Source organism: Nonomuraea sp. NPDC050451 (genome assembly GCF_044458585.1).
Genome location: NZ_JBITHZ010000001.1, coordinates 819,474 through 838,564 on the forward strand (window position 1 = coordinate 819,474; position 19,091 = coordinate 838,564).

Sequence of the window (19,091 nt, forward strand, 5' to 3'; positions counted from 1 at the left end):
AGAAACCGATGGTCAGTCCTTCTTCTTGTCGCCGGTGAGGTTGTACTGGTCCTCCGAGGCCGCGCCGAGAACGGTCACGTCATGGATCTTCCAGGTCCCCTTCTCCTTCACAAGGCTGATCTTAAGGTGCGAGTCCTTGACGGAGCGGATCGCTTCGGAGGTGTTCACCTGCTGGTCGACCACGACGATGGCGTGCGCGGTGGCCTCGTCCACGTCGGCCAGGTAGACCTCGCGCACCGTGGCCTGCGAGGTGGCCTTGAGCTTGACGATGACCTGCGCCATCGCCCCGCCGAACGCCGCGTCGTAGGTGGCCAGGAAGTCGCCGGTGGCCTGGGCGGCGAGGGTGGAGCGGGTGCCCTGGAGGTTCTGGTAGTCGTAGCTGAGCAGCGCCTTGCTGAACGCGCCGGCCGCCCCCGACACCTCCAGCCGCAGCGCGCGCTCGGACTCGATCCTGGCCCGCGCGTCCTCGGCCTGCGCGGCGGAGATCCACTGCAGCACGGCCGTGGCGGCCAGCGCGGCCACCAGCATCGCCGCCAGCGTCCCGAGCACCCGGGCCCGCGTGACGCGCCCGCCGCCCTTGCCGCCCGCCGCCTCTTCAGCGGGGGCCCCTTCAGCGGGCGCCGCATCCGCCACCGTAGGCTGCTCGTCCTCTGAGGAGGTCTCCTCTGCGCGGGCCTCCTCGGAGGGGGCCTCCTCGGTGCGGGCGTCCTCGGCGAGGTCCTGCTTGGCGGTCATTTCGACTCCTCACGGCGGCGGGCGGCCCGGCCCGTCGCGATCCAGCCCACGATGCCACCACCGGCCACCACGGCGAGGAATATCCCGGCAATCAGCGGGGTGGCGTTCGGCGGGGTGCGGGACGCGGGCCCGGCGGCCGCGGCGCCGCTGGGCGACGGGGTGGCCTCGGGCCGCTGCTTCGGTTTCTCGGTGTTCCTCGCCACCGGACGCGCGGACTCGGCGGGCGAGGCGGTGTCCGCCGGTCCGGCGGCGTCCTGGTGGCGATCCGTATGGCGATCCATGGGGGAGTCGTCGGAGTCCGAGGAGTCCCCGGCGGCGGGGGAGGGGCAGGAGCGCAGGGCCGGCACCGTCGGAGGCCCGACCGCGCCGGCGTACTCCTCGGCCGGGGTCGGCCCGCCCGGCACGCTGAAGATGAACGCCGCCCTCCCGTAGACGGTGTCGCCGTGCCGGTCGCTGATGTCGTCCGCGAGGCTGAGCGCGGTCGGCACGATGCTGAGCAGGTGGTGCACGTTCCGCTCGGTCCGCGGCGAGAACGCCGGTTGATGCGGCTGTCCCAGCGCCGTCAGCAGGCACGAGAACCCCGGCCGGGACTTCTTGATGGCCGCGTCCAGCTGGGCGAACACCCCTGGCCCCCGGTCGAGGAAGGCGTTCAGGTCGGCACGGGAGGCGCGCAGCGTGCTGGTCACCGTGCTCAGGTCCGTGATCCCGGAGGCCAGCTCGCCCCGCTTGCCGGCCAGCGTGTGGGTGAGCTTGGTGAGCTGCACCGACAGGTCGTCGAGGACGGCGGCGTTGTCGGCCAGCGTGCCGGTCAGGGAGTGGGCGTCGTCGATGATGTTCCTGATCGCCGGGGCCCGCCCGTCCAGCGCGACGGCCAGCTCATGGGTGATCGTCTTCGCGTCCCGGGGCGGCACCGCGTTGAGCAGCTTGCCGACGCCCTCGAACAGCTTCTTGTAGTCGAGCGGCACCGACGTCTTGGCCAGCGGGATCGTGTCCCCGGCCGCGAGCGGGGGACCCGTCACGCCGGTGGCGGGCGGCGAGAGCTCCACGTACGGCTCCCCGATGGCCGACTTGCGCCGCACCTCGGCCGTGGCGCCCTTCGGCAGCCGGATCCCCCTGTCGATGTCGAGACCGACCACGATCTTGCCCGGCGCCAGCCGCACGTCGCCGATCTTGCCGACCCGCACCCCCAGGTACGCCACGTCGAACCCCTGGATGAGCCCCGGCGACGAGACGAACTCGGCCGACACCCGGTAGGGCCGCTCGATGGCGTCGAGCCGGATGATCGTGCTGAACGCCCAGACGGTCATGACCACGCCCAGGACGGCGAAGAAGCCCAGGTTCAGATAGATCCGGTTTCTCATCGCGGCGGCTCCAGGAGCAGGCGGAAGTCCTCGATCCGGTTCGGCAGCGGCCCCTGCGACGAGCTCTTGGGCAGCAGGACGCCCTTCAGCCACAGGTAGATCAGCACCTGCCCGTTGACCGTGATCGGCGGCGCGTCGATGAACTTCTGCAGCCGCGCCACCAGCGTCTTCAGGTCCTCCTTGCCCCGCTGCATCGCCGAGGAGACGGCCTCCAGCTCCAGCAGCAGCGTCCGCAGCCGGGCGGCGTGGCGCGGGTAGACGGTGAGGTTGGCCTCCTCGGCCAGCCTGGTCAGCGCGATGATCGTCTTCTTGACGTGCTTGCGCCCGTGCGCGATCCGCGCGGTGGCCGCGGCCAGCGTGCCCGGCAGCCGGTCCAGCTCGCCGCTGCCCTTGGCGAGGTCGTCGCCCAGCCTGGCCAGGGCGTCGATGCTGGTGCCCAGGTCCCGGCGGGCCGCGGCGTAGGCGTCGGTGACCTCGGCCGTCTGCTTGATCAGCTTGTTGACGTCGTCGCCCTTCCCGGCGAAGGCGGTGGAGGCCGCGTCGAGGATGGCGTTCACGTCCTGCGCGCCGAGCGCCTCGATGAGCGGCCCGGCCTTCGCGGTGACCTGCTCGATGTCCGGCTCGACCGACGTGTCGGCGATGGTGGCGCCGGTGCTCAGGTACGGCCCCGTGGCCAGGTCCTTGCCCGCGGGCGGCGTGAGCAGGACGTAGTTCTCGCCCAGCACCGACGTCTTGGCCACGGTGGCCGTGCTGCCCTCGGGCACCCGGTACTTCGACACGATCGACATCGTCACCTTGGCCCGGTAGCCCTCCAGCCGGATGTCGGTGACCGTGCCCACCCGTACGTCGGAGATCTGCACGCTGTGCCCGGCCACCAGGCTCTGCACGTCGTCGAAGACCGCGTGCAGGGTCAGGTCGCCGGTGGTCGCGCCGAGCGTCTGGAGCGAGCACGACGCCGTCAGAGCCAGCGCGAGGATCGCGGCGAGCAGGCGTGCCCTCATCGCCGCCTCCCCTGCTGCTCGTAGGGGCAGTTGCTCAGCCCGGCGGGCAGGCACGGCACCCGCCCCAGGTTCAGCGATTCGAACAGCGGCGTCAGCCACGCCCTGGTCATCGCGTTGAGCACGACGCGGATCTTCAGCACGTGCTGCTTCCTGTCCCACGAGTCGATCACCACGTCGGCGAAGTCGGCCGCGCCCTTGACCGCCTGCGCCACCGACTCGCTGTTGGCCCGCATGGTCAGCACCAGCTCGGCCAGCGTCCCGGCGGCCTGGGGGAGCCGCTCGGAGTACTGCTCGATGATCACGTCGCCGCGCCGGACGAAGTCCGAGATGCCGGTGATGAAGTCGCGCAGCCGCCGCCGTTCCTCCGCCAGGATCGAGCTCGCCTCGGCGAACGCGTCGATCGCGCCCGTCACCTGGCTCTCGCGCCGGTTGAGGCTGGTGGCCAGCCGGTTCAGCCCCTTGGCCAGGTCGACGAGCTGCTGGTCCTGCTTGGCCAGGGTGCCGGTGAGCCGGGAGGTGTCGGCGATGGCGTTGTTGACGGTCTTGCCGCGCCCCCTGACCCCGTCGGCCAGGTCGCTCGCCACGGAGCCCAGCTTCTTGTCGTCGAGCGCGTCGGTGAGCTTGGTGAACGCGTCGAGCGCGTCGTCGATCTCCACCGGCAGGTCGGTGCGCTCCAGGGGGATGACCGTCCCCGGCGCGACCTTCTGGTCGCCGGGCTTCCACGGGGGGTAGAGGACGACGTTCCGCTCGCCGAGCGTGTTCTGCGGCGCGACCACGGCCTTCACCCCGGCCGGGAGCGGCACCTGCCGATCCACCAGCAGGTCGACCCTCACCTTGTCCCCATCAATCCGGATCTTCTCGACATATCCGGCGTCCAGCCCCATCACCTTGACCCGCGCCTGCTCGTACAGGGAGGGCGCCTTGCGGAAGATCGCCACCAGCCGGTACGGCTCCGGCCCCAGCACGGTGCACCCCGACGTCAGGAACACCCCGGCCACGGCCAGCAGGACCGCCACGAGTCGTCTCATTTGGCGCTCTCCCTGTCCTTGCGGATGGCGGCGAGCACCTCCGGGTTGATGGGGCCGAGGCCCGTGGCTATGGCCTCGAGCCACGGGCCCTGACCGCCCATCGTGGACAGGCCGGAGAACGTCGGGCCCGCCCATGCCAGGAGCGAATTGAACTGCTTGTTGCTGTCGCTGAGCCGCGTCGTGATGGCCGCGTTGTCGTCCAGCACCTGAACGAGGGTCTTCTCGTGCTCGTTGATCAGCTTGGTCGTGCTGCGCACCAGGTCGCTGCCGTCGCCCAGCAGCGTGCGCAGCTCGTCGCGCCGCCTGCGCAGCTCGGCCAGCATGACGCCGATGGCGTCGATGAGCCGTCCGAGCTGCCTGTCCTTCTTCTCCAGGACGTTCATGATCCGGGTGCCGTTGTCGATGAGCCGCTGGAGCTGCGGCTCGCTCTTGCTGATCGTGTCCGACAGGTCGCCGATGTTCTGCAGCAGCCGGGTGATGCGGCCGCGCTTGCCGAGGTCGACCTTGTCCAGCTCGGTGAGCAGGTCGTCCACGGCGTCGGTGTCCAGGCGCTCGACCAGCCGGGTCGCGTCCTTGATGGCGTCGTTGATCAGGGTGGGAACGCCGGTCCGCGTCATGGGGATGCGCCGCTGCCCCTCGGGGAGCTGGTCCATGTACGGGGCCGCGACGGGGCCGGTGAGCTTGACGTACCGGCCGCCGAGCAGGTTCGACAGGGCGATGTCGGCCCGGGTGCCGCGGCCGAGCCGCACGCCGTCGTCCACCTTCCAGGTGACCACGACGTTCCCCTGCGCGTAGTCGGCGCGGACCTCGGTGACCTTGCCGACGCGCACCCCGGCGACCCTGACGTCGTTGCCGGTGCGCAGCCCGCCGGAGTCCACGAACACGCCGGACATGTAGTAGCCGCCCTCCAGCAGCCCCAGGTTGCCGACCAGGAAGGTGCCGACGAGGATCGCGCCGAGCGTGGCCAACGACACGAGGCCGACGACGATCCGGTTGCGGTCGCGGAAGGACTTGAGCGCCATCACTCGCCCACCAGGAGCTTCTGCAGGTCCTTCGTGCTCTGGACCCGGGTGTTGCGCAGCGGCGGCGGCGCCTGCATCCCGTAAGGGCAGGGCGCGGCGCTCAGCGCCACGCACGGGACCGCGGTGATGAAGTAGTGGCCGCGGTTCACGGTCTGGTACGCCCGGGCGAACAGCGGCTGGAACGTGCTGACCGTCCTGTCGATCTGGTTCACGTGCCGCCTGATGCCGCCGGTCAGCCCCGCCAGGTTGTCGACCAGCCGGCCGAGCTCGTCGGCGTTCTTGCCGAGCACCTCGTTGGAGGTGTGGACGGTCGTCGACAGCTCCACCAGCGACTCGTCGATCAGCTCGCGGTTGTCGGCGAACGCCTCCGACAGCGTGACGAGGTTGTCGACGAGCTGCTCGATCTGCTTGTCGCGCCGGGCGACCACGCCGGTGACGGTGGCGTAGTCCTTCAGCAGCTGCTCGATGGTCTTCTTGCGCTCGGTGACCGTGGTGGTGATGGCGTTGACGTTGTCGAGCAGCCTCGGGATGTTCTGCTCGTTGCCCTTGAGCGACTTGGCGGCGGCGGTGAGGAGCTGGTTGATCTGGTCGGGGTCCAGGCTGCGGGTGAGCGGGCCGAGGTCGCTGACCAGCTGGCCGATGTCCACGACGGAGGAGGTACGGGTGATGCGCGCCCCGGGCGTCAGCCTGCCGGGCGCGGTGCCGGGCAGCAGGTAGACCACGCGCTGGCCGACGGCGTTGCGCCAGCGGATCGCGGCCTCGGTGTCAGCGGGCACGGTGATCCCCTGCTGCACCTCCATGGTCACCTCGGCCCGCCCGTCCACCACCTTGATCGTGTCCACCTGGCCCACGGGCGCTCCGGCGATCTTCACCTGGTCGCCCTCGTTCAGCCCCGACACGTCGTCGAACACGGCGACCAGCGGGTAGCCGGCGCCCGTGCTCACGCGGGCGATCTGCACGCCGATCACCACGATCAGCGTCACGCACACGCCGACGAAGACCGCGAACCGCGCGAACGTCCAGGCCCGCCGCATGTCAGCGCCTCCCGTCGGTCGGGCCGCAGGCGCCGACGATCAGCTCGCAGAGGTCGGTCGCCACGAACGCCTCGACCTGGAGCTGGCGGGTGTTGCCCGGCCCGGGCGCCTCGATCAGCTCGTTGAGCAGGTCGACCAGCCTGTTCAGGCCGCGTACGCCGTCGCCGGCCAGGCCGAGCTGGGCGTAGATGAGCGCGGCGACCCGCTCGCCGGAGTGCACGCCGGCCCGCAGGTCCTGACGGTGCTTGGCCAGCCCGTGCGCCGCCAGGCCGGAGACGGAGGTGACCTCGTCCAGCAGGGCGCGCACCTTGTCGGCCCGCGCGAGCAGGTCGGGGGTGATGACGTTGACGTCGGAGGAGATCGAGACGAGGTCGTCGCCCTTGTCCTGCAGGGCCGTGCCCAGCAGGGCGGCGTCGTGCAGGAACTGCCGGGCCCGGCCGCGCTGCCGGTGCGCGACGCCGACGAGCGTGCCGGCGTCGCCGATCAGCTCGCGCAGGTTCTCGCCCTCGCCGTCCAGGCCCTGGGCCAGGGTGTGCACGATGACGGTGACCTCGCGCGGGTCGACGGCGTCCAGGCCGCGGTAGGCGGCGCCGAGCGTGTCGGACAGGTCGAGCGGGCCCTCGGTGTCGGTGATGACGGCGCCACCGGCCAGATAGGGGCCGGTGGTCTCGCCGGAGCCGGGCTTGAGGTCGAGGAACTTGGGGCCGAACACCGAGGCCGGCTCGACGGAGGCGACCGTGGAGCTCGGGACCTTGACGCCGGGGTCGAGGTGCATGGTCACCACGGCCCGGCCCTTGGCATCCAGCGATATGCCCGTCACCCTGCCGACCGTGATGCCGCGGATCTTGACGGGGGAGCCGGCGTCCATGCCCTGCCCGGCCCTGGCGAACACGGCGTCGATCCTGGTCCCGCTCAGCTCGGTGGCGGTGCGGACGACGTACAGGGTGGCGGCGGCGAGCACGACGAGCACGGCGAACGCGATGCCCACCCGGGCGGCGAGGGAGAGTTGGAATCGGCCCACCGGCTCACCCCGTCAGCGGTATGTTGCCGCCGGCGCCCCAGAACAGGTACGACAGCAGCAGATTGAGCAGCACGATCGTGACGATCGACTGGCGGATGGCGCGGCCCGCCGCCACGCCCACGCCCACCGGACCGCCGGTGGCGTGGAAGCCGTGGTAGCAGTGGATCACGATGACCGCGAAGGCGAACACGCCGACCTTGGTGACGCTGAACGCGATGTCCCGGACCGGCAGGTACAGGTAGAAGTAGTAGTCGTAGACCCCCGGCGCCAGGCCGAACAGCACCGTGCACATCAGCCGGGTGGCGAAGAAGCTGGCGAACAGCGCGATCAGGTAGATCGGCACCAGCGCCAGCAGCGCCGCCACGACCCTGGTGCAGATCAGGTACGTGAAGGCGTTGATGCCCATGACCTCCAGGGCGTCGATCTCCTCCGAGATCCGCATCGCGCCCAGCTCCGCCGTGAACGACGAGCCCACCTGCGCCGCCAGCGCCGTCGCGGCGATGATCGGGGTGATCTCGCGGACGTTCGCGAAGCTGCCCACCAGCCCCATGAACGACTCCGCGCCGATCGCCTGTAATCCCTGATAGCCCTGCAGGCCCACGGTCGCGCCCACGACGAACGCCATCGTGAACACCACGAAGATCATGCCGCCGCCGATGACGGTCGCCCCGACGCCCACCACGACGTCGCTGACCTGCCGGATGACGACCTTGAAGAACTTCAGCCGCAGGACGACGTCGCGTACGGAGTAGAACAGCACCTTCCACACGAACAGCGGCCAGTCGGCCAGCGTCGCGAACCGCTCGGCGACGTCCCGTCCCCGCAGGGCGAGCCGCAGACCGGCCGTGCGCGTCACCATCATCACAGCGACCTCGGCGGGTAGGCCAGGAAGTAGACGGCCGAGATCACGTAGTTGAACGCGAACACCAGCATGAACGTCACCACGGTCGCCTGGTTGACCGCCCGCCCCACGCCGACGGGGCTGGAGGCGCACGTCATGCCCTTGTAGCAGGCGACCGCCGCCGCGATGAACCCGAAGATCCACGCCTTGAACAGCGTCACGTACAGGTCGGAGGCGACGACCAGGGAGAACGCGCCGTCGAAGTACGCGCCCGGGGTGACGCCCTGCACGATCACGTTGAAGAAGTAGCCGCCGCTCGCGCCGGCCAGGATGACCAGCGGGCACAGGCAGACCGCGATCGTGCTGGCCGCCCACATGCGCGGCGTGACCAGGCGGTGGATCGGGTTGACCGACATGACCTCCATCGCGCTCAGCTCGTCGCGGATGTGGCGCGCGCCGATGTCGGAGGTCATCGCGCTGCCGCCGGCTCCGGCGATCAGCAGCGCGCTGGCCAGCGGCGCCACCTCGCGGATGAGCCCGACGAAGACGGCGCTGCCGGTCGCGGAGCTGGCGCCGAGCTGCCTGGCCAGCTCGCCCACCTGGAGCGCCACGGTGGCGCCCAGCGGCAGGGCGACCAGCAGGACCGGGACGCTGGTGACCCGGGCCAGGAACCAGCACTGTTCGACGAACTCCCACCACCAGCGCCTGATGTCCCAGGTCCTGCGCAACCCCTCCAGGACGATGACGAACAGCTCACCGATCTGGCCGAGCGTCGACCCGGCCCGGCGTCCGATGTACCCGGACAGGGTCATCGGCGACCTCGGGTTACCGCCATGACCACCTCCGCCGCCTACGGATGAGTGGCAACCCTACTGACGGGTTGTCTAGTAGTCGATGCTTTCGTGGGAATTTGCGCGAAAGGTATGAGACGCAGGTCACATGTTGTCAGCCAGGCACGAAAAGTGACCGCCCCGTTACAACCCGGCTCCCCTTGACGCGGTCCCCACGGGGTTGTTTGCCTGTACGCAAGGCCTGGAAGACTGAGGTTCAAGAGGTGGTGCACATGCTCATCGGGACGATTCTCCGCGCCAAGGGAAGCGATGTGGCGACAGTGTCGCCCGGGGCGACGGTGCGCGAGCTGCTGGCCACGCTCGCCGAACGCAACATCGGTGCCGTGGTGGTCTCCACCGACGGCCTCGCGATCGAGGGCATCGTGTCCGAGCGCGACGTCGTGCGCCGCCTGCACGACCGCGGCCCGGCGATCCTCGATGGCCCGGTATCCGCGATCATGACCAGCGAGGTGCGCACGGTGGGACCCGGCGAGAACGTCGACTCGCTGCGGCAGATCATGACCACGCAGCGGTTCCGGCACATGCCGGTGGTCGAGAACGGCCGGCTCGTGGGCATCGTGAGCATCGGCGACGTGGTCAAGAGCGCGATCGAGGAGCTGGAGACGGAGAAGGCGTCGCTGGTCGACTATCTCCACCGTTGACAGGGATGGCACCCTTGGTCCGTGATGTACGGGCCTCCTGAATATCCGCCTGAGTATCCGCGCGCGACGAGCAGTCCGACGATCATCGTGCTCGTGTCCGGGCTCGCCGCTCTGCTCGGGTTCCTGCTGGGGGTCTTCGTGGGGTACGGCGCGGCCGAGCCGTCCGAGGAGCCCGCGCCCAGGGTCACGGTCACGGTCGAGGACACGCAGCCCCCGGAGTCCGAGCCCACCGGCACCGGCCCGTCATCACCGGTCCAGCCCACACAACCCACACAGCCCACGCAGCCCCAGGGAACGCAGCCGCCGGCCAGCCAGCCGGGCGCCACCCAGCCCGGGCCCGGCCAGACGGCGCCCGGGCAGACGGCACCTGGTCAGACGGCGCCCGGTCAGACGGCGCCCGGTCAGACCGGTCAGCCGAGCGCGGGGACCGGGAGCAGTCCCGCCTTCAACTCCGTGTCCATGCGGACGCTCGTCGTGGGCACGGACATCCAGCCGGGCACCTACCGCACGGCGGGACCGACCGCGGGCATCCCCATGTGCTACTGGGCCAGGCTGCGGAGCGCCACCGGGGACGAGATCGCGAGCGGCATGCCGGCGGGCCCGGCCAGCGTCACCATCCTCGCCACGGACAAGGCGTTCAGGACCGCCGGATGCGCGGAGTGGATCAGAGCATGACGCTTTTGTGCGTCAAACTCTGGACAAAAGAGCAAGAATGCGCAATTCTGTGCGGCAAGTAAGAAGGGAGGCACGCCTGGAGCGTGCTGGCGTGAAGTCCTACGGTTATGGGCCACGCCACTCCGGTGTCCCTGGCCAGGACGCGGCTCGGAGAGTGCGGAACAGCGCGCAGCGCCACTAATCCGAACCAGATCCGTTCGCGAGGAGTGCCTGTGCGTCGTCTCCCTGCCCTGATCCCTGCTTTGATCTCCGCTTTGATCTCCGCGGCCGCCCTGGCCGCCACCACCACCGCCCCCGCCGCCGAAGCCAAGGCGTTACCCGCCCCTGTCGCCTGCAACGGCTGCTGGAAGCCCGCGCTGAACACGTCCTGGCAGTGGCAGCTCTCCTCCCTGCCGACCAAGCCGTACCCGAACGTGCAGATGTTCGACATCGACGGCTTCGCCGCCAAGGACGGCGCGATCGTCAAGTCGCTCAAGGCCGACAAGCCGGGCCGCGGCGTCGTCTGCTACATCAGCGCGGGCACGTACGAGGACTGGCGCCCGGACGCGAGCCAGTTCCCGTCCGAGGTGCTCGGCAAGCCGCTGGAGGACTGGCCGGGTGAGCGCTGGCTCGACGTCCGCAAGTACACCGGCAAGCTCGGCCAGATCATGAAGGCCCGGCTCGACATGTGCAAGGCCGCCGGGTTCGACGCCGTGGAGCCCGACAACGTCGACGGCTACGCGAACGACAGCGGCTTCCCGCTCAAGGCCGCCGACCAGCTCGCCTACAACACCTGGTTCGCCAACGAGGCGCACAAGCGGGGCCTGTCGGTCGCGCTCAAGAACGACGTGGAGCAGATCCCGGCGCTGCTGCCGTACTTCGACTTCGCGGTGAACGAGGAGTGCTGGGAGCACACCGAGTGCACCACCGCGCAGAACGACGACTACGGCTACGACCAGTTCGTCAAGGCGGGCAAGGCCGTGTTCAACGTCGAGTACAACCTGGCCACCTCGGCCTTCTGCGCCAAGTCCAACGCTCAGAACTTCAACTCGCTGAAGAAGAAGTACGAGCTCGACGCCTACCGCGTGCCCTGCCGTGGCGCGTGACCTCGACCTGCTGGTCGTCGGTGACGCCAACCCCGACGTGGTGCTCTCCGGGGCGCCGCGCGGGTTGGCGTACGGCCAGCGTGAACAGCTCGTCTCCGGCGGCGACCTGGTGCTCGGCGGGTCCGGCGCGATCACCGCGTGCGGGGCGGCCCGGCTGGGCCTGCGGACCGCGTTCGCCGGGCGGGTGGGCGACGACGCCGCCGGGCGCTTCGTGCTGGACGCCCTGGCCGACCGGGGCGTGGACGTCTCCCGCTGCGTGATCGACTCCCGGCCCACGGCCATGACCGTGGTGCTGGCCGACGGAGCGGACCGGGCCATCCTCACCTCGCCCGGCTGCCTGCCGTACCTGACCGTGGAGGACCTGCCGCGCGGCGTGGCCCGCCACGTCCACGTGTCGTCATATTTCCTGCAACCGGGGCTCGCGCCCGGCCTGCCGGGCTTCCTGGCGGAGGAGCGGCGCGCGGGTGCGACCACCTCGCTGGACACCAACGACGACCCCGCCGGGGAGTGGCAGGGGCTCGGGGAGGTGCTGGCCGAGGTGGACGTGTTCCTCCCGAACGCCGCGGAGGCGCGGGCCGTCGCGGCCAGGCTCTTCGGCACCGGCCCCGAATGCCTCGAGGCCGCGGCGGCCCGGATCGGCGGGCTCGGACCCGCCATAGTCGTCAAGGACGGCGGCGACGGCGCGCTGGCGTGGCAGTCGGGCGAGCTGACCCGGGCGCCCGCCGTACCCGTCGAGCCGGTGGACACCGTCGGCGCCGGCGACAGCTTCAACGCCGGCTTCCTGGCCGCCCGGCTGCGCGGGATGAGCCTGCGCGAATGCCTGCGCGTGGCCGTGACCTGCGGATCCCTTTCTACCCAGGCCGCCGGCGGCACCGCCGCCCAGCCCACCTGGAAGGAGCTATGAAGATCGTCTTTCTCGGCGCCGGGAGCGTCGAGTTCACCCAAGGGCTGCTGGCGGACCTGGTCGCCTTCCCCGATCTGGGGGAGTTCGAGGTGGCGCTGCACGACATCCACCCCGAGCGGCTGGACACCGCCGAGGCCGCCGCCCGTGTCATCGCGGCCGGTCGGCCCGTCAAGATCTCCGCCCACCTCGACCTGCGCCGGGCCCTCGAAGGCGCCGACTTCGCGGTCAACATGATCCAGGTCGGCATGATCGACGCCACCCGCGTCGACTTCGAGGTGCCCGCCCGGTACGGGCTGCGCCAGACGATCGCCGACACCATCGGCGTGGGCGGCATCTTCCGCGCCCTGCGCACCTTCCCGGCGCTCGACCGGATCGGCCGGGCCATGGCCGAGGTGTGCCCGGACGCGTGGCTGCTCAACTACACCAACCCGATGGCCATGAACGTCTGGTACCTGGCCGCCGCCACCCCCGTGCGCAACGTGGTCGGGCTCTGCCACTCCATCTACTGGACCGCCAACGACCTGGCCGAGCTGGTCGGGGTGCCGCTGGAGGAGGTGTCGTACCTCGCGGCGGGCGTCAACCACCAGTCGTGGATGCTGCGCTTCGAGTCCGGCGGCCAGGACCTCTACCCGCGCCTGGACGAGGCCATCGAGCGCGACCCCGGCCTGCTGCGCCGGGTGCGCGTGGACATGTACCGCAGGCTCGGCTACTACCCGACCGAGACGAGCGAGCACTCGGCCGAGTACGTGCCCTGGTACCTGCGCGACGAGAACGAGATCGAGCGCCTGCGGATCCCCGTGGGCGCGTACATCGGCATCAGCGAGGAGAACGTGCGCCAGTACGAGGCCACCCGCGACGCACTGAGAGCGGGCCGGCCGATCACCGTGGAGGGGACCATGGAATACGCCCCGCAGATCATCCACAGCGTCACCACCGGCACGAGCCGGGTCGTCTACGGGAACGTCCAGAACAGGGGCCTGGTCGCGAACCTGCCGGACGGCTGCGTGGTGGAGGTGCCGTGCGTGGCCGACGCGCTCGGCGTCCGCCCGACGGCCGTCGGCGACCTGCCCGCGCAGTGCGCGGCGCTCAACCGCTCCTACGTCAACGTCAACGAGCTGACCGTGCGCGCCGTCACCGAGGGGCGGCCCGAGCACGTCCGGCACGCCATGATGGCCGACCCGAACACGGCCGCCACCCTCACCGTCGAGCAGATCGACGAGCTGTGCGGCGCGCTGATCGAGGCCCACGGCGAGCTGATGCCGGAGTCCCTGAGGAGCCGGTCATGAAGGGCATGGCGACGGGCACGGCGGCGCTCGTCCTGGTCGCCGGGCTGCTGACGGCCTGCGGCTCCTCCTCCGAGGACGCCTCGGGCCCGGTCGAGATCACCTGGTGGCACGGCCAGACGGAGATGCAGGCCAAGGTCATCGAGGAACTGGCGGCTGAGTACTCCAAGGCCCACCCGGACGTGAAGATCACGCCCGCCGTCGGGTCCACGAACGTGGACGACATGCTGCAGAAGGTCCAGGCGGTGCTGGCCGGCGGCAAGGCGCCCGACATCGCGTACATGTACGGCACCTGGATGCCGCATCTGGCTCGCAACCCCAAGGTGTACGACCTGGCCGCCACCGTGAAGGCCCCCGGGTTCGGGTGGGACGACTTCTGGCCGTCGGAGCGGGCCGTGTCGGAGGTGAACGGCAAGGTCGTCGGCATCCCCGCCCTGGTCGACAACCTGGCCGTCATCTACAACAAGAAGCTGTTCGACGCGGCGGGGCTGCCGTACCCGTCCAAGGACTGGACCTGGGACGACTTCCGGGCCACGGCGAAGAAGCTGACCGGCGGCGGCGTGTACGGCACCGCGTACCCCGTGACCGGTCTCGAGGACACCGTGTGGCGGTTCTGGCCGATGATCTGGCAGCAGGGCGGCTCGATCCTGACGCCGGACGGCAAGAAGTCGGCGTTCAACACGCCGCAGGCGGCGCAGGCGCTCGACCTGTGGAGTGCCATGGCCCAGCAGGATAAGTCCGTATATCTCGATCAAAATGGGGAGAAGTTCGTGCCGCTGTTCCAGAGCGGCAAGATCGGGATGATCGCGGCGGCGCCGTACGCGCTGCTGGACATCATCGACCACAAGATCTCCTACGGCGTGCAGGTGCTGCCCGGCTACAACGGCAACCACGAGACGGTCGCCGGGCCGGACAACTGGGTCGTGTTCGACAACGGCTCGCGCCGGGCCAAGGCCGCCGCCGAGTTCCTCACCTGGCTCACCAGGCCGGAGCAGGACGCCCGGTGGTCGCTCGGCCTGGGCAACCTGCCGCTGCGCAAGGCCACGACCGCGCTGCCGGCGTACCAGAAGTTCGTCAAGGACTTCCCCGGCATCGACGTCTTCACCGCGAACCTCGAGAACGCCAAGCAGGCCAGGCCGCACCTGCCGGCGTACCCGGAGTTCTCCGAGAAGGTCGGCAACGCGATCGCCCAGTCGCTGGTCGGCGGCACGCCCGCGCAGCAGACCCTCACCAAGGCCGCGACCGAGGCCGACGCGGTGCTGGGGCGCTCGCGATGACAGCCCCGACGATGAGCGGGGCGGCGCGGGTGAGCGCGCCGCCCGCGCGGCGGAGCCGGTTGGTCCCCCAGCTGACCGGGTGGGGCTTCGTGTTCCCCGCGACGCTCGTGATCGTCGGGCTCAGCCTGTTCCCCGCGGTGTGGGCGCTGCTGCTCTCGCTGCGGGACGGCGACCTGCTCACCGGCGGCGACTACGTCGGGCTGGCGAACTACCGCGACATGTTCGGCGATGCCGAGCTGGCCGCGGCGGCCGGGCACACGCTGCTCTACACCGTGCTGTTCGTGCCCGGCTCGGTGGTGCTCGGGCTGGCGCTGGCGCTGGCGCTCAACCTCAAGATCCGCCTCATCGGGTTCTACCGCACATGCTTCTTCGTCCCGTACGTCGTCTCCGCCGCCGCCACGGGCATCCTGTCGAACTTCGTCTTCGACCCCGACTTCGGCATCGTCAACGCCGGGCTGAAGGCGCTCGGCCTGCCCGCGATGGGGTTCCTGCAGGACCCCGACCAGGCGATGCTCACGCTGGTCGCGATCTCGCTCTGGGGCGGCGTGGGCATGCCCGCCGTGGTCTACTTGGCCGCTCTCCAGGACATCCCGCGCGAGCTGATCGAGGCGGCCCGGGTGGACGGCGGCGCCGGGCGGCACGTCCTGCGCCACGTCGTGCTGCCGCAGCTGCGCCCGGCCACGGTCTTCCTGCTGATCTGGCAGACGATCACCGCGCTGCAGCTGTTCGACCTCGTCTACACCACCACCAAGGGCCAGCCGCTCGACTCCACGACGACCATCGTGTTCTACCTCTACCGGCAGGCGTTCCAGCTCTTCCACTCCGGCTACGGCACGGCCATCGCCTATGTCCTGTTCATCGTGACGCTCGCCGTGTCGGGCGCGGTCCTGTGGAGGGGTGCGAAGTGACGCGCCGCAGCCTCGCCCATCTCTTCCTGATGCCGCTCGCGCTGCTGTTCGTGGCGCCGCTGGTGTGGATGGCGCTGACCGCGTTCATGCCGGACGCCGACATCAACACCTACCCGCCCAAGCTCTGGCCCGAGCACTTCACGCTCGACGGGTTCAGGCGGATCTTCACCGAGGACGAGTACCCGCTCTGGCTGGCCAACACGATGATCGTGGCCGGGGCGGCGGTGCTCGGGCACGTGGTGCTCTGCTCCCTGGCCGGGTACGGCTTCGCCCGGATCGAGTTCCGCGGCCGCGGGGTCGCCTTCGCGGCGGTCATGGCCACCATCATGGTGCCGACCCAGGTGCTGATGATCCCGACGTTCCTGCTGTTCAAGAACATGGGCCTGATCGACACGCTGGGGGCGGCCATCGTGCCGTGGCTGGCGTCGGCGTTCGGGGTGTTCCTCATGCGGCAGTTCTTCCTGTCGCTGCCCAAGGAGCTGGAGGAGGCCGCCGTCATCGACGGCTGCTCCCGCCTGGGCGTGTTCTTCCGGGTGGTGCTGCCGCTGGCCCGGCCCGCGCTGGCCACGCTGGTGGTGTTCACGCTGCTCGGCGCCTGGAACGACCTGATCTGGCCGCTCATCGCGATCTCGTCGGAGTCGGGCTACACGCTGCAGCTCGGGCTGGCCACCTTTGCCGGCGCCCGGCACACCGAGTGGTCGGCGCTCATGGCCGGCAACGTGATCGCGGTGCTGCCGCTCGTGGCCGCGTTCATCCTGGCGCAGCGGCACTTCGTGGCCACGATGAGCTTCAGCGGACTCAAGGGCTGAGGTTGTTTGCAGTGGTGGGGTGTGCGTAGGAGGATGCGCACAGCCCACCGCCCACCAGGAGGATGACATGTCGGTGTTGCAGAGCTTCGTTGACAGCGTGCGCAGCGGGGCGATCGAGGTGATCGACCTCACGGCGCCCCTCTCGTCCGAGACGCCGATCCTCCAGCTGCCCGAGCCGTTCGGCAACACGATCCCGTTCCGCCTGGAGGAGATCAGCCGCTACGACGACCGCGGCCCCGCCTGGTACTGGAACGACATCCACACGGGCGAGCACACCGGCACCCACTTCGACGCCCCCGTCCACTGGGTCACCGCCCGCGACGGCCAGGACGTCTCCCAGGTGCCCGTGCGCAGCCTCATCGCGCCCGCCGTCGTGCTCGACTTCGCCGCCGAGGCGTCCAAGGACGCCGACTTCCTCCTCCAGATCGACCACGTCAAGGAGTGGGAACGCGCCAACGGCCCGCTGCCCGACGGCGGCTGGCTGCTCTACCGCACCGGCTGGGACACCCGCTCCGGTGACCAGGCGGCCTTCCTGAACGCCGACTCCTCCGGCCCCCACACGCCCGGCATCTCGGTGGAGTGCGCCAAATGGCTGGCGTCCGAGACCCCGATCGCCGGGATCGGCGTCGAGACCGTCGGCACCGACGCGGGCGCCGCCCACTCCTTCGACCCGGCCTTCCCGTGCCACTCCTTCCTGCTGGGGGCGGGCAAGTACGGCCTGACCCAGCTGCGCAACCTCGACCTGCTGCCCGTGACCGGCGCCGTCGTGGTCGCGCCGCCGCTGCCCATCGTGGGCGGCTCCGGCAGCCCCGTGCGTGTGCTGGCCCTGGTGGAACGTTGATCGTCGCGGAGGCCGTGGGGCGGGCCCTGGCCGCCTGCGGCGTCGGGACCGCCTTCGGGGTGGTCGGCAGCGGCAACTTCCACGTGACCAACGCCCTGGTGGCGGGCGGCGTGCGCTTCGTCGCCGCCCGCCACGAGGGCGGGGCCGCCACCATGGCCGACGCGTACGCGCGGATGAGCGGCCGGGTCGGCGTCGTGTCGGTGCACCAGGGGCCGGGGCTCACCAACGCCCTGACCGGTCTCACCGAGGCGGCCAAGAGCCGTACGCCGCTCATCGTGCTGGCGGGGGAGGCCACGGAGGTCCAGTCCAACTTCCACATCGACCAGGCCGCGCTCGCGACGGCGGTGGGAGCGGTGGCGATGCGCGTCACCTCGCCGCAGGAGGCGGTGTCGCGGGCTGCCGAGGCGTACCGGGTGGCGGTGGAGGAGCGGCGCACGGTCCTGCTGAACCTGCCGCTCGACGTCCAGGCCGCCCCCTTCGAGGGCCCTGTCGACGTGACGCCGCCCGCGGTCGCTTCGGCGGTTCCCGCGGCGGGCTCTTCGCCGGGTGCTTCGGGGGGTTCTTCGGCGGGTGCTTCGGGGGGCTCTTCTGCGGGTTCTCCGGCGGGTGAAGTGGCGGGTGAAGCGGCGGAGCTGGCGCGGCTGCTCGGCGCGGCCGAGCGGCCGGTGTTCATCGCGGGGCGCGGCGCCCGGCACGCGCGGCGGGAGCTGGAGGAGCTGGCCGATCTCGCGGGCGCCCTGCTGGCCACCTCGGCGGTCGCGAAGGGGCTGTTCCGCGGCAGCCCGTGGGACCTCGACGTGAGCGGCGGCTTCGCGACGCCGCTGGCCGCCGAGCTGATCCGCGGCGCCGACCTGGTCGTCGCGTGGGGATGCGCGCTGAACATGTGGACCACCCGCCACGGCACGCTCGTCTCGCCGGGGGCGAAGGTCGTGAAGGTCGATCTCGACCCGGCGGCGTTCAAGACCCATGTGCCCGCCGACCTGGGCGTGGTGGGTGACGTGGCGCGGGTCGCGGAGGCGCTGGCCGCTCAGGTCGCGCCCCGCCAGGGTTATCGGTCGCCGGAGATCGCCGCGCGCGTGCGGGCCGAGGGGCGCTGGCGGGACGTGCCGTACGAGGACGAGAGCGGCGGCGGCAGGATCGATCCCCGGACGCTCAGCATCGGGCTGGACGACCTCCTGCCGCGGGAGCGGATCGTCGCCATCGATTCCGGAAATTTCATGGGATATCCGTCGATGTTCATGGACGTCCCGGATGAGGGTGGGTTCTGCTTCACGCAGGCGTTCCAGTCGATCGGGCTGGGGTTGGCGACGGCGATCGGCGCCGCGGTGGCCCGGCCGGACCGGCTGCCGGTGGCCGCGCTCGGCGACGGCGGCGCCCTCATGGGCACCGCGGAGCTGGAGACCGTCGTCCGGCTCGGCCTGCCCATGGTGATCGTGGTGTACGACGACGAGGCGTACGGGGCCGAGGTCCATCACTTCGGGCCGCACGGACACCCGCTCGGGACGGTCACGTTCCCACCGGCCGACCTCGCCGCCATCGCCCGGGGCCACGGCTTCGCCGCCGTCACCGTCGGCGGGCCCGGCGACCTGGCGGGCGTGGCCGAATGGGTGGACGGGCCCCGCGACCGGCCGCTCCTGGTGCACGCCAAGGTCACGGCGGAGCACGGCTCCTGGTGGCTGGAGGAGGCCTTCAAGGGCCACTGAGCTCACAGCTCGCGGTAGGCGCGGGCGTTCTCTGAGCTCACAGCTCGCGGTAGGCGCGGGCGTCCTCTGAG

The 19,091-nt window shown here is 70.7% G+C and carries 19 protein-coding genes; 10 read left to right on the forward strand and 9 right to left on the reverse strand.

From position 1 onward, the window contains the following. Positions 1–12: 12 nt before the first annotated feature. The 9 genes from ACIBI9_RS03655 to ACIBI9_RS03695 are packed head-to-tail and all read right to left on the reverse strand — an operon-like array spanning position 13 to position 8,855. Complete coding sequence (locus ACIBI9_RS03655; protein ID WP_397220344.1) at positions 13–735, reverse strand: hypothetical protein; 723 nt, start codon at positions 733–735, stop codon at positions 13–15. Further along, positions 732–2,096 (reverse strand): MCE family protein, encoded by a 1,365-nt coding sequence (locus ACIBI9_RS03660; protein WP_397220345.1) that lies wholly within the window; start codon positions 2,094–2,096, stop codon positions 732–734. The genes ACIBI9_RS03655 and ACIBI9_RS03660 overlap by 4 nt, the downstream gene beginning before the upstream one ends. Next, entirely contained in the window at positions 2,093–3,097 is a 1,005-nt protein-coding gene (locus ACIBI9_RS03665; protein WP_397220346.1) for an MCE family protein, read from the reverse strand. The genes ACIBI9_RS03660 and ACIBI9_RS03665 overlap by 4 nt, the downstream gene beginning before the upstream one ends. Then, on the reverse strand, positions 3,094–4,125 hold the full coding sequence (locus tag ACIBI9_RS03670; RefSeq protein WP_397220347.1) for an MCE family protein: 1,032 nt from the start codon (positions 4,123–4,125) through the stop codon (positions 3,094–3,096). Before ACIBI9_RS03670 ends, ACIBI9_RS03665 begins: the two co-directional genes overlap by 4 nt. Continuing rightward, a complete protein-coding gene (locus ACIBI9_RS03675) occupies positions 4,122–5,147 on the reverse strand; it encodes an MlaD family protein (protein ID WP_397220348.1) in 1,026 nt (341 codons plus the stop codon). The genes ACIBI9_RS03670 and ACIBI9_RS03675 overlap by 4 nt, the downstream gene beginning before the upstream one ends. Continuing rightward, on the reverse strand, positions 5,147–6,181 hold the full coding sequence (locus ACIBI9_RS03680; protein WP_397220349.1) for an MCE family protein: 1,035 nt from the start codon (positions 6,179–6,181) through the stop codon (positions 5,147–5,149). Before ACIBI9_RS03680 ends, ACIBI9_RS03675 begins: the two co-directional genes overlap by 1 nt. A 1-nt stretch (position 6,182) precedes the next feature. Continuing rightward, positions 6,183–7,202: an MlaD family protein gene (locus ACIBI9_RS03685; protein ID WP_397220350.1), complete on the reverse strand. Its 1,020-nt coding sequence runs from the start codon at positions 7,200–7,202 to the stop codon at positions 6,183–6,185. 4 nt (positions 7,203–7,206) lie between these two features. Then, the gene (locus ACIBI9_RS03690; RefSeq protein WP_397220351.1) at positions 7,207–8,064 is read right to left on the reverse strand and encodes an ABC transporter permease; all 858 of its coding nucleotides are present in this window, start codon (positions 8,062–8,064) and stop codon (positions 7,207–7,209) included. Then, the gene (locus tag ACIBI9_RS03695; RefSeq protein ID WP_387558184.1) at positions 8,064–8,855 is read right to left on the reverse strand and encodes an MlaE family ABC transporter permease; all 792 of its coding nucleotides are present in this window, start codon (positions 8,853–8,855) and stop codon (positions 8,064–8,066) included. The genes ACIBI9_RS03690 and ACIBI9_RS03695 overlap by 1 nt, the downstream gene beginning before the upstream one ends. Positions 8,856–9,106: 251 nt before the next feature. Here ACIBI9_RS03695 and ACIBI9_RS03700 point away from each other — a divergent pair, with 251 nt between their 5' ends. From ACIBI9_RS03700 to ACIBI9_RS03745, 10 genes are all read left to right on the forward strand, one after another. Then, complete coding sequence (locus ACIBI9_RS03700; protein ID WP_397220352.1) at positions 9,107–9,535, forward strand: CBS domain-containing protein; 429 nt, start codon at positions 9,107–9,109, stop codon at positions 9,533–9,535. Positions 9,536–9,628: 93 nt separating this feature from the next. Further along, positions 9,629–10,210 carry a hypothetical protein gene (locus tag ACIBI9_RS03705; RefSeq protein WP_397220353.1) on the forward strand — a complete coding sequence of 194 codons (582 nt, stop codon included), beginning with the start codon at positions 9,629–9,631 and terminating at the stop codon, positions 10,208–10,210. Positions 10,211–10,422: 212 nt separating this feature from the next. Then, a complete protein-coding gene (locus ACIBI9_RS03710) occupies positions 10,423–11,295 on the forward strand; it encodes an endo alpha-1,4 polygalactosaminidase (protein ID WP_397220354.1) in 873 nt (290 codons plus the stop codon). Next, entirely contained in the window at positions 11,285–12,199 is a 915-nt protein-coding gene (locus ACIBI9_RS03715; protein ID WP_397220355.1) for a carbohydrate kinase family protein, read from the forward strand. The genes ACIBI9_RS03710 and ACIBI9_RS03715 overlap by 11 nt, the downstream gene beginning before the upstream one ends. Further along, positions 12,196–13,485 (forward strand): alpha-glucosidase/alpha-galactosidase, encoded by a 1,290-nt coding sequence (locus ACIBI9_RS03720; protein WP_397220356.1) that lies wholly within the window; start codon positions 12,196–12,198, stop codon positions 13,483–13,485. Before ACIBI9_RS03715 ends, ACIBI9_RS03720 begins: the two co-directional genes overlap by 4 nt. Continuing rightward, on the forward strand, positions 13,482–14,759 hold the full coding sequence (locus ACIBI9_RS03725) for an ABC transporter substrate-binding protein (protein ID WP_397220357.1): 1,278 nt from the start codon (positions 13,482–13,484) through the stop codon (positions 14,757–14,759). The genes ACIBI9_RS03720 and ACIBI9_RS03725 overlap by 4 nt, the downstream gene beginning before the upstream one ends. Continuing rightward, a complete protein-coding gene (locus tag ACIBI9_RS03730) occupies positions 14,756–15,667 on the forward strand; it encodes a carbohydrate ABC transporter permease (protein ID WP_397220358.1) in 912 nt (303 codons plus the stop codon). Before ACIBI9_RS03725 ends, ACIBI9_RS03730 begins: the two co-directional genes overlap by 4 nt. Continuing rightward, positions 15,664–16,476: a carbohydrate ABC transporter permease gene (locus tag ACIBI9_RS03735; protein WP_397220359.1), complete on the forward strand. Its 813-nt coding sequence runs from the start codon at positions 15,664–15,666 to the stop codon at positions 16,474–16,476. Before ACIBI9_RS03730 ends, ACIBI9_RS03735 begins: the two co-directional genes overlap by 4 nt. Positions 16,477–16,543: 67 nt before the next feature. Then, a complete protein-coding gene (locus ACIBI9_RS03740; protein WP_397220360.1) occupies positions 16,544–17,317 on the forward strand; it encodes a cyclase family protein in 774 nt (257 codons plus the stop codon). After that, entirely contained in the window at positions 17,314–19,020 is a 1,707-nt protein-coding gene (locus ACIBI9_RS03745; RefSeq protein ID WP_397220361.1) for a thiamine pyrophosphate-binding protein, read from the forward strand. Before ACIBI9_RS03740 ends, ACIBI9_RS03745 begins: the two co-directional genes overlap by 4 nt. Positions 19,021–19,091: the final 71 nt, after the last annotated feature.